The organism is Shewanella olleyana, from assembly GCF_023283825.1.
GTDB lineage: Bacteria > Pseudomonadota > Gammaproteobacteria > Enterobacterales > Shewanellaceae > Shewanella > Shewanella olleyana.
Window position 1 is genome coordinate 150,082 of sequence record NZ_JAKILD010000001.1, and the last position, 13,763, is coordinate 163,844.

10 protein-coding genes and 1 pseudogene are annotated in these 13,763 nt (G+C 38.7%); 7 read left to right on the top strand and 4 right to left on the bottom strand.

All coding sequences use genetic code 11. The features are described from left to right. Nucleotides 1–104: 104 nt before the first annotated feature. The 4 genes from L2735_RS00650 (at nt 105) to oleD (ending at nt 5,016) form a co-directional block, all read left to right on the top strand. The gene (locus L2735_RS00650) at nt 105–1,154 is read left to right on the top strand and encodes a 3-oxoacyl-ACP synthase III (protein WP_248982879.1); all 1,050 of its coding nucleotides are present in this window, start codon (nt 105–107) and stop codon (nt 1,152–1,154) included. A 49-nt stretch (nt 1,155–1,203) separates the two neighbouring features. Further along, nucleotides 1,204–2,088, top strand: a complete 885-nt coding sequence (locus tag L2735_RS00655) for an alpha/beta fold hydrolase (RefSeq protein WP_248982880.1) — start codon at nt 1,204–1,206, stop codon at nt 2,086–2,088. A gap of 168 nt (nt 2,089–2,256) precedes the next feature. Beyond that, nucleotides 2,257–3,918: an olefin beta-lactone synthetase gene (gene oleC / locus L2735_RS00660; protein ID WP_248982881.1), complete on the top strand. Its 1,662-nt coding sequence runs from the start codon at nt 2,257–2,259 to the stop codon at nt 3,916–3,918. Nucleotides 3,919–3,975: 57 nt separating this feature from the next. Next, on the top strand, nt 3,976–5,016 hold the full coding sequence (gene oleD / locus L2735_RS00665; protein WP_248982882.1) for a 2-alkyl-3-oxoalkanoate reductase: 1,041 nt from the start codon (nt 3,976–3,978) through the stop codon (nt 5,014–5,016). A gap of 43 nt (nt 5,017–5,059) precedes the next feature. Here the strand turns inward: oleD and L2735_RS00670 are convergent. Further along, nucleotides 5,060–5,611: pseudogene (locus L2735_RS00670) on the bottom strand (sugar O-acetyltransferase). Between the two features lie 252 nt (nt 5,612–5,863). Between L2735_RS00670 and L2735_RS00675 the strand changes: the two are divergent. After that, on the top strand, nt 5,864–6,346 hold the full coding sequence (locus L2735_RS00675) for a hypothetical protein (protein WP_248982883.1): 483 nt from the start codon (nt 5,864–5,866) through the stop codon (nt 6,344–6,346). 692 nt (nt 6,347–7,038) lie between these two features. Then, a complete protein-coding gene (gene megL, locus L2735_RS00680; protein ID WP_248982884.1) occupies nt 7,039–8,220 on the top strand; it encodes a methionine gamma-lyase in 1,182 nt (393 codons plus the stop codon). Nucleotides 8,221–8,282: 62 nt separating this feature from the next. Here megL and L2735_RS00685 read toward each other — a convergent pair whose 3' ends face one another. Genes L2735_RS00685 through L2735_RS00695 form a run of 3 tightly spaced genes read right to left on the bottom strand, consistent with a single transcriptional unit; the run spans nt 8,283 to nt 11,522 of the window. After that, nucleotides 8,283–8,723 (bottom strand): hypothetical protein, encoded by a 441-nt coding sequence (locus L2735_RS00685; RefSeq protein WP_248982885.1) that lies wholly within the window; start codon nt 8,721–8,723, stop codon nt 8,283–8,285. Next, nucleotides 8,723–10,798 (bottom strand): bifunctional diguanylate cyclase/phosphodiesterase, encoded by a 2,076-nt coding sequence (locus L2735_RS00690; RefSeq protein ID WP_248982886.1) that lies wholly within the window; start codon nt 10,796–10,798, stop codon nt 8,723–8,725. The genes L2735_RS00685 and L2735_RS00690 overlap by 1 nt, the downstream gene beginning before the upstream one ends. Before the next feature lie 13 nt (nt 10,799–10,811). Continuing rightward, complete coding sequence (locus tag L2735_RS00695; protein WP_248982887.1) at nt 10,812–11,522, bottom strand: transglutaminase-like cysteine peptidase; 711 nt, start codon at nt 11,520–11,522, stop codon at nt 10,812–10,814. 731 nt (nt 11,523–12,253) lie between these two features. On the opposite strand from L2735_RS00695, the gene L2735_RS00700 reads away from it, so the two are divergent. Then, entirely contained in the window at nt 12,254–13,645 is a 1,392-nt protein-coding gene (locus L2735_RS00700) for a UDP-glucose dehydrogenase family protein (protein ID WP_248982888.1), read from the top strand. The last annotated feature ends 118 nt before the right edge of the window (nt 13,646–13,763 follow it).

A 13,763-nucleotide genomic window follows, 5' to 3' on the forward strand; every position in this document is an offset into this window, starting at 1 on the left:
TATTGAATATTTGGGTTTTTCTTGCTCAAATGGCGGGTTAATAACAAATACCAATAAATACGGTTGCTGAAAGTGACCTTAAAGTGAGCGATTGATACGGTTTCATGAAATATTCCCGCGTTTTTATTAATAGTATGGCTTATGAGTTAGCACCCCAAGTGGTGTCTAGCCTAGACCTAGAATCTCGCCTTGCGCCGCTTTATCAAAAGTTTCGTATTCCGATGGGGCAATTAGCCGCATTAACCGGTATCAAAGAACGTCGTTGGTGGCCAAAAGGCTATCGTTTATCTGACGGTGCTTTATGTGCAGCGCGCAAAGCTGTGGATGAAACAGGCATTAGTGTCAGTGATTTAGGCGCTGTGGTTTATACCGGCGTTTGTCGCGATCAGCATGAGCCAGCTACGGCATGTCGTGTTGCTGCTGAGTTAGGTGTGTCTAAAGATACTGCTATTTACGATATCAGTAATGCCTGTTTAGGTGTGTTGTCGGGTATTTTAGATATTGCTAACCGCATTGAGTTAGGCCAAATCAAAGCGGGCATGGTGGTTTCCTGTGAATCTGCTCGTGATATCGTTGAAGTAACCATTGATAACATGTTGTCAGAACCGACGATGCAAAACTTTGCTCAGTCTTTAGCGACCCTTACAGGAGGCTCTGGAGCAGTTGCGGTTATTTTAACAGATGGCAGTTTGCCACTTAGAAATAACAGACAGCACCAGTTGTTAGGTGCGAGCCATTTATCGGCACCTGAGCACCATGAGTTATGCCAATGGGGCCTGCAAGAAACCAGCCCGAACTTCTATCGTGAGTTTATGCGCACTGACGCTGTTACCTTGTTAAAAGAAGGTGTTGATTTAGCTAAACACACTTGGGAGCACTTCTTAACCCAACGTGATTGGTTAGTTGAGCAAGTGGATAAAGTGATTTGTCACCAAGTTGGCGCATCAAACCGTAAGCAAGTATTAAACGCGTTAGATATTCCTCATGAGAAAGAATTCCCAACTTATGAAACGCTTGGCAACATGGGCACAGTCTCGCTTCCCGTTACGGCAGCGATTGCACATGACCAAGGTTTTTTAAAGCTAGGCGATCAAGTGAGCTTTCTAGGAATAGGCAGTGGATTGAACTGTATGATGCTTGGCATTAAGTGGTAGTCATCCAACTGGTTATTTAACAGTATTATAAAAATTATTAGGAAGCATCATGTTAGAGAATCTGTTGCCTTTTGACAGTCATTACTTAGATCGTAATGGCAATAAATTACATTACGTCAACGAAGGTCAAGGCGAGCCAGTAGTGATGGTTCACGGTAACCCAAGTTGGAGTTATTACTATCGTAATCTGGTGAGTGCGTTAAGCCCAACTCATCAATGTATCGTACCAGATCACATTGGTTGTGGATTATCGGATAAACCTGATGATCCTCAGTACGATTACACATTAAAAAATCGTATTGATGATTTAGAGGCTTTGCTTGATCATCTTGATGTTAAAGAAAACATTACCCTAGTAGTACACGACTGGGGTGGAATGATCGGCATGGGTTATGCTGCTCGCTACCCAGAGCGCATCAAACGTTTAGTCTTTTTAAATACTGCGGCATTCCATTTACCTGAGACTAAATCATTCCCGTGGGCATTATGGGTTTGTCGTGAAACGATTTTAGGGACGTTTTTAGTGAGAGGCTTTAATGCATTCTCTTCTATTGCATCGTATGTAGGTGTTAAACGTAAACCTATGGATAAGGAAGTGCGTGAAGCGTATGTGGCTCCATTTAATAACTGGAAAAACCGCATTTCAACGTTACGCTTTGTGCAGGACATTCCATTAAAGCCTGAAGATCGTAATTACGATTTAGTATCAGAAATTGGCGATAGTTTAGCTAAGTTTCAAGATGTACCAACATTGATTTGTTGGGGCTTACAGGACTTTGTGTTCGACAAACACTTTTTAGCAAAGTGGCGTCAACATATGCCACACGCACAAGTGCGTGAGTTTGATGACTGTGGTCATTACATTCTTGAAGATGCCAGCGAAGATGTGATTGGTCTCATTCAACACTTTATGGCTGAACAACCTAAAAGCTAATTGTGTTAATGAAGAACAAGATTAAGGGCATTATTTTAATGCCCTTTTTATTTTCTCAGTTTTTATTAGATTGATTCAATTTAAGTAAAGCTTAAAGGCATTCAAAGCTTCATTAACACTAGCGCTCAATTACTACTAACGCTCATTAAAAGCGATGACATTACTATTATGACTAAACCATCAGCTAACATTTGTCGTCATCTACAACACGCTGCAACGCATACTCCAAATGAAATCGCCGTAGCGGTGCAAACGGCAAAGTCATCTTCACTTTCTTATCAAGAAATTAATTTTGCGGATCTGCATTTTCAATCCGATGACATAGCTTACCGCTTAAATGACTATGGCATTAAAGCGGGAATGAAAGCGGTGTTAATGGTCACCCCAAGCATAGATTTCTTTGTGCTCACATTTGCTTTGTTTAAAGCTGGCGTTATTCCCATTTTGGTTGATCCAGGTATGGGGGTTAACAACCTCAAACAGTGTTTTGAAGAAGCTAAACCAGATGTGTTTATTGGTATACCCAAAGCGCATATTGCCCGCAGAGTATTAGGTTGGGGAAAGTCATCTGTTACTCATTACTTAAATGTCGGTGGTAGTCGCATACAGCGCTGGTTGTCTGGTGCAAAGAGCATTGATCAGCTACCCAAGGACAGTGTTGCCTCTTCGTATCCAATGCAATTACTTGAAACGGATGAGATAGCGGCAATTTTGTTTACCAGTGGTAGTACAGGTACACCAAAAGGTGTGGTGTATAGCCATGGAATGTTTGAAGCGCAAATTCAGGCGTTAAAGCATGATTACGGTATTACACCGGGCGAGCGTGACTTAGCCACATTCCCGTTGTTTTCATTATTTGGCCCAGCACTTGGGATGGCTTCTATTGTGCCCGCTATGGATGCCAGTAAACCTATCACGGCCAATCCTGATTACTTATTTGCCGCGATAGAAAAGTATCAATGCTCGAATATGTTCGTTAACCCAGCTTTACTTGAGCGACTAGGTCAAGCTGGTGAGCAAACAAGCCATAAATTAACCAGTGTCAAACGTGTTATCTCAGCAGGCGCGCCAGCCACCATTTCGTCAATTAAGCTTTTTAGTCAAATGCTTTCTCCTGGTGTTGAAGTGTTAAACTCATACGGTGCAACTGAGTCTTTACCAATAAGCATGATGCCAAGTTCAGCTTTATTTGACACCACCCAAGCCACAGATAACGGCAAAGGCATTTGTGTTGGGCACCCAATTGAAGGGGTTGATATCGCAATCATTGATATCACTGAAGAGGTGATTAATCAGTGGGATGATTCATTAAGCTTAAACCATGGTGAAATTGGCGAAATAGTTGTTAAAGGTCCTATGGTAAGTCGTAGTTATTACCATCGTGACAGCGCAACAGCTGCTGCTAAAATTTCTGAAAGAAAACATTCTGTGCGTCATAGAATGGGCGATGTTGGCTATCTTGATAGTGAAGGTAAGCTATGGATGTGTGGCCGTAAAGCACACCGAGTAGATAGTGATAAACGTTACTTTTCTATCCCATGTGAGCGGGTATTTAACACTCATCCACAGGTAAAACGTTCAGCGCTTGTTGCAATTGAAGTGAACGGTAAAACTGTGCCGTTATTATGTGTTGAGCTTAAAAAAGGAGTTGTTTGCTCAACCAGTAAAATTTTATATCAAGAGCTACTGGACATTGCTGACAATCACGAGCATACCAAAGGAATACATCGTTTTTTAATCCATCCAGATTTTCCTGTTGATGTACGCCATAACGCTAAAATATTCCGTGAAAAGCTCAGTGTATGGGCCCAAAAGCAGTGGAAAGAATAAATTGTGTTTGCAACAAACAATACCAATTTGCTAAATGCCAATTAGAAGAGTCAATTAATGTTTGAAGATTTATTAGTACAAGAACAACAAGCGCTAATCGCGCTTAAACCTGTGGTGAATAAAGTTTTTGTTACAGGTGCAGGCGGCTTCTTAGGTAAAACGATATGCAAAAGACTCCGCGCAGCGAATATCGAAGTCGTGGGCTTTGCACGTGGCAGTTATCCTGATTTATCTGACATGGGGGTGACCATGTTTCAAGGGGATATTGCTGATTACGATAGCTTATTCAATGCGATGCAAGAATGTGATTTAGTTTTTCATGTTGCCTCTAAAGCGGGGGTTTGGGGCAGTAGAGACAGTTACTTTGAACCCAATGTTAATGGTACAGCCAATATCATTAGAGCTTGTAAACAGCTGAACATCGAACGTTTAGTCTACACCAGTACCCCAAGTGTGACTTTTGCAGGTGAAGATGAAGCTGGGATTGATGAGTCTGCGCCGTATGCGGATAAGTTTCTGAATTATTATGGTCATTCAAAAGCAATTGCTGAAAAAATGGTGTTAGATGCCAATAGTGAAGCGCTTAAAACGACGGCGTTAAGACCGCATTTAATTTGGGGCCCTGAAGATCCTCATCTAGTCCCTCGCGTGATTGAGCGAGCTAAAATAGGTAAGTTAAAGTTAGTCGGCAAGCAAGATAAATTAGTCGATACCATTTATGTGGATAACGCAGCTTATGCGCACATATTAGCAGCAGTAGATTTATCGAAGACTGCCAATGCTGCCGGTAAAGCGTATTTTTTGAGTAATGATGAACCCATCACCATGGCGTCGATGCTAAATAAAATCCTCGCTTGTGTTGATATCGCGCCTGTCACTAAACGAGTACCTGCTGGGGTTGCTTATACTGCAGGGGTTATTTTAGAGTCAGTTTATGGACTATTGAAAAAACAACAAGAACCTATCATGACGCGCTTTGTCGCCCGTCAGCTATCTACCTGTCATTATTTTGATATTAGCGCTGCAAAACAAGATTTTGGCTATCAAGCCTTGATCAACATAGATGAAGGGATGCAGCGATTAAAACAATCTCTCTAAAACTTTAGTGAGTCGTTAAAGTGAATAAGTAAAACAACAGGTTTTATTTATCGATAGACTTAATAAATCTACAAGGATTGCCGGCATACACTCCATTGCCGGCAATATCTTTTGTCACCACACTACCAGCACCAATTACCGCTTTATCACCGATTGAAATCCCTGGCAGTATTGAAACATTCCCACCTAACCAGACATCATCGCCAATAGTAATGGGTTTACCAAATTCAGTAGAGCGCCTTTCAATTGCATCAATAGGATGAGTTGCAGTTGATATCATCACATTGGGACCAAACATAACATTGTTACCAATTTTTACTTAGCAAACATCGAGTATCACTAGGTTATGATTTGCATAAAAGTTATCACCAATGTCGGTGTTAACACCGTAATCGCAGAAAAAATTAGCTTCGATATGACACTTGCCTTTAGGTGATATTAGTTTTTCTAAGATCTGGTTGCGTCTATCTGATTCTGATGGACAAAGCTGATTAAACTTATGACACAACTTTTTAGCCTTGGCTCGTAACTCAAGCAACTCTGGCTCCCAAGCATCATAAGCGAGGCCAGCTAACATCTTTTCTTTTTCAGTCATATCAGATCCAATTTTTCATTATGAGATGGTCATTAATTTTTCTATATTAGTTTTCTTGGTCATTTTATACATTTGCTTTCTAGATTAGCTTTGTACTTTTATAGTTTAGCTGCTCATGAAGTGTATAAAAGAAAGCTTATTTCCAGTAGACCAAAGTCGGCTATATCTTGCCAATATACACTAGCTAAATAAGCAATAACTTGATGCCTAACAATATTGAATATTTGGCTGTTTTTAATACAGGGAACACAAATGACAAAGCGACTGACATTACTATTACCGATGAAACTTTACTTAATCATATTTACAATTTCTGTGAGTAGTTTTGTCACTGCAGTTGAGGATGAAAGCCAAGTCGGACAATTGCAAAGTTCATTGAAAAATCCATTGATAGGTAGTTGGGAGCTGATTTCTGGAGAATATTTGAATGATAAAAATCAGTGGGTCGATTATCAAGGGTTAAACCTTGAAGCCATTAAAGTCATATCAAACAAGCACTTTAGCTTCACGACAATCAAGAATAACTCAGGGGTAAAAGAGTTTTGGGCTGCTGGAACAGGGAGTTATCAATTAACAGAACAGCATTATATCGAGTTTCCAACATTGAACTCATTTAATGTAAAAGAGGGCGGAAGCTTTACGTTTTCATATCAAATCATAGGTAATGAATGGCATACCAAGCGATATGAAGGCGGAGAGTTAGCAGAAAAAGAAATCTGGAAAAGGCTGCGCTGATACTAATAAAAGTTAAACCCGCCCAGTTCCCTAAGCGGATGTAACTTTGAATTTATGCAGCATCTGATATGAGTACAACTTCTTTAGGGAAAAGTTGATTGATCATAAAAGTTGATGAACAGCAATCACAACTATATTTATCGAAGTCTTTAAACTTGAAGTGTTTTTCAAGGAATGTTCTATGTAATTTATTGATGCCAGTTGCTTTCTTACAATGAGGGCACGTCTTAATGTGAGTCATGTTAACCCTTTGATAGTCTCGGATAACCATAATAAAACTAATATTAATTTATTTTTTTGGTCACACAAACATTTGGTTCAGTATTTTGACCTACTTCAAATTGATGTTATTTAAAGCTTGAATTTACATTTTTTAATTAACTTGGTTGATGAGTTTTTGTTGTAATACTGCGTAATTAATGTTCTTGCATAGGGTGGAAGTTTTAAGTTTTCATATCAAATCATAGGTAATGAATTACACACCAAGCGAAATGAAGGCGGAGAGTTAGCAGAAAAAGAAATCTGGAAAAGGTTGGAATGACGTACCCTACAGCTCAATTGTAACACTTGATTTACGTTATGTTTGTATATAAAAACAGCGCCAAGTGTTGGCTAAATGATTAAGCTCTGTATCTTAAATTCGTACTCGCTAATTAAATATTACTCTAACGAATAGTGAGCAGGGAGAGCAGATGCAACAACAATGGAATTTAGCCACTCTAGCGATTCATGGTGGACATAAAAAGGAAGAATTTGGGGCGTTAGTAACGCCACTGTATCAAAGTGCCACTTTTGTCTTTGATAATGCAGAGCAGGGAGGCAGGAGGTTTGCAGGTGACGAGCCGGGGTATATGTATACCCGACTCGGTAATCCAACGACCGATGAGCTAGAGCGAAAAATGGCAATGCTTGAAGGCGCGGAAGCTGCAGCAGCTTGTGCATCCGGAATGGCTGCAGTGTCTTCGGCATTAATGACACACCTAGAAGCGGGCGATCACCTCATTGCGTCTAACGCTCTTTACGGTTGTACTTTTGCTTTATTAGGTACGCAACTAAAACGCTTTGGTATAGACACTACATTTGTCGATTTTAGCGACACGTTAGCAATAGAAGCGGCAGTTCAGCCAAATACCAAATTGATTTTTTGTGAAACGCCAGTTAACCCACATTTACAGGTTTTTGATTTAGCGGCTATTGTCGATATTTCAAAGCGCAATGGTTTGATTAGTATTGTCGATAACACCTTTATGACTCCACTTCTTCAACAGCCATTGTTAATGGGTATTGATATGGTGATCCACAGTGCGACTAAGTACCTCAATGGTCATGGGGATGTTATCGCTGGGATCGTATGTGGCCGTGAAGAACATATTACTAGAGTTAAATTCGAGATTTTAAAAGACTTTGGTGGCGTGATTTCTCCTCATGATGCATGGCTAATTCTTAGAGGTTTAAAAACATTAGATGTTAGGTTAACTCGCCATTGTGATAATGCAGAATTGATAGCCCGTTATCTTGAAAAACATCCAAAAATTAAACAAGTATTTTATCCAGGTCTAGAATCTCACCAGGGTTATTCTTACATAGGTAAACAAATGAAGCGCGCTGGTGGGGTGATGGCATTTGAGCTAAATGCTGATAAACAAGCCGCTATAAAATTCGTCAACAGTTTAACGCTGTTTACAATCGCTGTGAGCCTTGGGGATGCAGAATCGCTAGTACAACATCCGGCCTCAATGACACATTCTCCATATACACCAGAGGCAAGAGCAGAAGCTGGTATCACTGATAACTTGTTAAGAATATCTGTCGGACTTGAAAGTGTTGAAGATTTAATTGCGGATATTGAACAGGCGTTAAATAGGAACGTTTAGTCATTAAAAAAGCCCACAATTGTGGGCTTAATGCGTGTTGACTATGACATTTTCAAATAAAATTAATTACCCGAGATAGTGCCGTCGCCACCACCAGAGCCACCACCAAAACCAATTACACCAGGCGCTGGCGCTGAACCGAATGCACCACCACCTGCAGTTTGAGTTTCTTCAACGGCTTGTGCCACGATCGAAGGGTCAACACCGTTAGCCAATGCAATCGCTAAAATGTCATCTGCATCCATTCCTGAAGCAGCAGCGGCTGCCAGTACTTGCCTTTGCATTTCTTCATTACCATCAGTTGCCTGAATAGCTAAAGCTAAAATATCAGCAGCATCTTCAGGAGACGCATTGAACTGATTTAAGGCGAAATTTGCTAAAGAGATACCTTCATTATTTGCTTGTGTAAGACCGTCAATGAAATCTGTTTCACTCATTGCTGCAATTCCATTACTCGATACCATGGCTGATAACAGTAGGAAAGTAACCTTAATGTTACGCATCATTTTTCCTTAATTTGTGGCGAAGGATTAAACTTATTAATTAAAAGTATAGTGTGTAAAGCATCATTTTTGGAAGAGATAATAGTATTAAAGTTAGCCACAGGGTAGAGCCCGTTGCCTTGCAAACCATCAATATTCATTTGTAAACAGTGAGTTGAAATCGATAAATTCTCTACATGCGGTGCTATTATCTTAATTCCTATACCATGACAAATTTGGGTAATTGTCTGCACGAAAAAGCGAGTATCAGCTTGATTAAGATCTCTGATATAACTTCCATCAAGCTTAATGTAATCAATATCTAAATTACGGATATATGAAAACGTGCTTAAATTTGCCCCAAATCTTTCAAGGGTAATTTCTAAACCTGCAGCTTTGGCTGCGGTAATAAATCGTTTTGTAGACGTAATGGCTGCGATAGCAGCAGACTCATTTATTTCTAATATAATTTCTGGCAATTCAGATCTTTGTTGTTGGTAATTTTCCATTAACCATGCTGTAAAGCTCTCATCATGTATCACATTGTTGCTTATATTAATGGCAACTTTGGTTTGCTTCACTTTTAATAACTTGTTGAATATAAAACTGACAACGGCTTTTTCCAATTCGACAGAAAGACCTAACCTTTCAGCCATGGCAAAAACATCAGGGGTTGAAAACAACTCGTCACCTAATTTAAATCGAACAAAGGTTTCGACATACAACAATTGTTGTTCATTATCGATTATTGGCTGCAGCATTAGGTCGAAAATATTATCTAATTCATTAAAGTGACTCGTCGCACTTTTCTCTAGACCACCTTCATTATGCTCAATAAATTGCTTCAGTATGGCTAACCACTGAAGTCTTGAGTGACTTTGCTGTGATGATTCACAAATTGGGTTATTAGGCTTAAGGAAGTATTCTTGGGTTGCTATATTGGTATCACAGCGCTGAATAGTTTCCGGAAAGGTTTCGTCCAGCTGGACCATAGTCATAATTTGCTTGGCAAAATCTTGGGGATAATGGTCATTACTTGCAACACTAATAGCTTCATTAAGAAGATTATCTAACTTGCTTGCTTGCTCACTAGATAATAAAGATAGAATCACAAATTCAGAACCTGAAATGCGATATAAGGTACTTTCATCAAAAGGAGTAACTTGAGTTTTGAACAAATTGGCAGCCCAGAGTATGTAGCTATCGCCAGCACTATAACCTTGAGTATCGTTTATTTCCTGTAAGGAGCTCATTGATATCAAGTTTAAATATAAATATGTACCAGTTTCAGCCGCCTCTACTTTTAAAGAATCAAACTTTTGTAAAAGTGCTCTTCTGTTAGGTAATTCAGTATGAGAGTCGATATACACCTGTTTAGATAGTGATTCGGCATGCTTAGTTTGTTCATCAAAACTTTGTTTTATGTTTGATACCATCTTATTTAATGCATTCACAACAGCACGTAACTCTGTTGTGAATGGAACGTCTGGGTTGATGTTATATTGCTTACTAGCTACAGCATTAGCTTGTGTTTCTATTTTTCGAAGTGGAGTTAAAACCGCTTTGAGAATGAGATAGCCTAGGAGAAGCGCGCCAATAAGTTGAAATAAACTTAGCCACAATACTTTTTGGCTGTGTTGCCACAGTGTAAAGTTTGCTGCACCGACATTGGACTGCACTGCAAGTTTACCTGCAATAACCCATCCATTAGATACCTCACTGATCATTTCTGGTGGCGTTAAGGTGAACAATTGAGTAAACCAGTTTGGTACGTTTATTGTGCTGGTTTGGTTTTGCCGAGAAAATTTTAATTCACCATTAAGATCGGTGAACTTGATGTATTGATAATAGCCTGAATCAAATATGGCGTTGGTCATTGTTTTAGCAATAACAAGGTTTTCTTCATCCATATAGGGGGAAATAGATAAACCTAAATTGTGAGCAGCATCTTGAGCGTGAGACGCCAACTGTTCATCAAGGTACACTTGCATATTATTTATATTAATAATAGTTGAGGCGAAAAAACTGAAAGTGACTAAACACGTAATTAGTAAATATAATTGCGCTTTCAGTGAAAAGCCTTTTGTTAATTTCACAATACCACTCCTGTTATTGTCCTTGCTCAATTCGTTCCATTAATTGGGTCCAATCTTTTGAGCCAGAACCACTTTTTACTTTATTGCCCAACCCTTGAGCTTTAGATAACCATAATCCTTGGCCATTGAAAGAATAGATAGGCTTGAGATCAGCTCGTTTATTGGCAGGGAAAATGCGACTTTTCAAGTTATCTAATACTAAAGGTATAGAGTTAGGTTCTTCTGAGTAGATTAATACCATATGGGGCTCATCTATCGTTAAGGCTCTGACATACATTAAGCGTAATTTAGATTCTTCAATTCCAGACGCAATCAAACTCACATATTTAAATATTGCGTAATCTTCGCAATCACCGTATCCAGTTCCTAAGGACTCAATAGGGGTCGCCCAATAATCATCCTTTCCCCAATGCTCAATGTCTGTTTTAAATTGTATGTTTCGATTAGTAAATTGATTAACTCGATTTAATTGCTCATAAGCATCTCGTTGAGTGTTATTGATGATCAATTTCTGCCACTCATGAAATACATGTGTTTTGTCTTCACCATACTTATTTGAAATTTTGCTAAAAAAAGTCTCACTGAACATATTTTCGGGCGAAAAAGAGAAGCTGTAACAGCTCAATAATACAAGCAGAAGTAATAGCTTATAGGAAGGTCTTGTAAGCGCAGTTTTGACGCTTTGAAAATCGTTAACCTGAAAAGTACCCGATAAGGTTTTCATTAATTTTTCATCATTTTAATTGTCGAGTCATTAATGCTGAGTTCTACCAAGAAACTGAACATTAATCTTACCACTCATTTAAAGATTAACAGAATGTTAAATTAGGGGGTGTTTTTCTTGTAATTAAATTTCATTCACTAGCTTAAGGTCGTTTTTTATTTGTAGGAGTATATGTTTGTTTTACTAAACAATATTATGAATACAACTATAGGATGATAGTCATAAGTATGACACTTTAGTTTATGTTTGTTGTTTTTCATATACTTTTAGGGGGTTGTTCGTGTTTTTTGTGGCGTCATAATATTGACGTGTCTTTATTTTATTATCTAGTTAGTTTGGCTTGAAAATTGCCTTTTTTTAGTTGTACAACAATGAAAAATAATTTTGTAATTAAGTTACAGTGATGGTGAGGTTTTTAGTTGTTTTAAATCATGCGCTTAATGCTTTTATTGTTGAGTTTGAGGCTGTTTAATCGACTTTTATACAGCCTGTAAACAAATGTACATCTATATTGGTTAAGCTCATGCTTCAAGTTGGTGCGACATGTTGAGTGAGTTAGGTGTTAATTGTTAACTACGGCCATTGTTTGTGCTGTTTATTTAGCAACATACTTGAGCTTTGCTATCTCTTTACAGGTATAAATCGGAAAGTTCTACAGCAATCTGGAAGCTGAGATTCAGGGGCGGTAGCGTGATTTTTTTCAAATAGTTTATAAAGTTTGAGGTTGATAAATGAAAGTTACAGTCTTCGGTATCGGTTATGTTGGTCTTGTGCAGGGGGCTATTCTTGCAGATGCAGGTCATGAGGTGTGTTGTGTCGATGTAGACCAAGAAAAAATTGATAATTTGAGGAAAGGGATTATTCCTATTTATGAGCCTGGTTTGGCTTCAATAGTTGAAAAGAATTATGCAGAAGGGCGCCTTTTATTTACTACCAATGCTTCAGAAGGGGTAAACTTCGGTGAATTACAGTTTATTGCTGTAGGCACTCCACCAGATGAGGATGGCTCTGCAGATTTAAAGTATGTTCTCGCTGTAGCTGAAACAATTGCTTCATATATGTCATCTTCAAAAGTGATTATTGATAAGTCGACAGTCCCCGTAGGCACTGCAGATAAAGTCACAGCCTGTATTGATCAAGTATTGAATTCACGTTTCTGTGAAGACAATGACAAACCTGAGTTCTCTGTTGTTTCGAATCCTGAATTTTTAAAAGAAGGCTCAGCTGTTACTGATTGTAAAAGGCCAGATAGAATCGTTATTGGTACAAATTCTGATTACGCAGAAGAATTAATGCGTGAGCTATATGAGCCTTTTAATCGTAATCACGAGAAAATCATTGTGATGGATGTAAAAAGTGCAGAATTAACCAAGTATGCCGCAAATTGTATGCTGGCAACAAAAATTAGTTTTATGAATGAAATGGCTAATATCGCTGAACGAGTTGGTGCCGATATTGAAAACGTAAGACAAGGAATTGGTTCTGATTCAAGAATTGGCTTTCAGTTTATTTACCCTGGTTGTGGCTATGGAGGTTCTTGTTTCCCTAAAGATGTTCAAGCTTTGGTAAAAACCTCTGACAGTATAGGTTATGAATCGCAAATTTTGAAAGCGGTTGAGTCAGTTAACTATTCTCAGAAAAATAAATTATTTGAGTATATTTGCCAGCATTACCTTCCTGAATTAAACCTCTCTGCCGTTATAGAGAATAAAGGGTTAACTGGGAAAACTATCGCGATCTGGGGGCTCGCTTTTAAACCTAATACAGATGATATGCGTGAAGCGCCTAGTCGCGTTTTAATGGATGCTTTATGGCTAGCTGGAGCTAAAGTTCAAGCTTATGATCCTGAGTCTATGGAAGAGGCACAGCGCATATATGGCAATAGGGATGATTTAATTTTAATGGGCACTAAGGAAGCAGCATTAAACGGTGCAGATTTATTGGTAATTTGTACTGAATGGCAAAGCTTTAAAGCACCCGATTTTGAAACTATTAAAGGCTTATTATCTGAAGCGGTAATTGTTGATGGTCGTAATCTTTTCAACGTAAAACGTATGAAGCAAAAGCAGTTCAAGTATTACAGTATTGGTAGAACACCAACTGATACATCATTACTAAAATAACAAAGAATGCGTTGCTTGCACTGTGTTACTACACAGGTGATTTCTGGCTAAGTTGATGTGTTATTTATTAATAAATTAAACCCGTTTTTTCTAAAGTGACTTACTTATTAACCCCTTT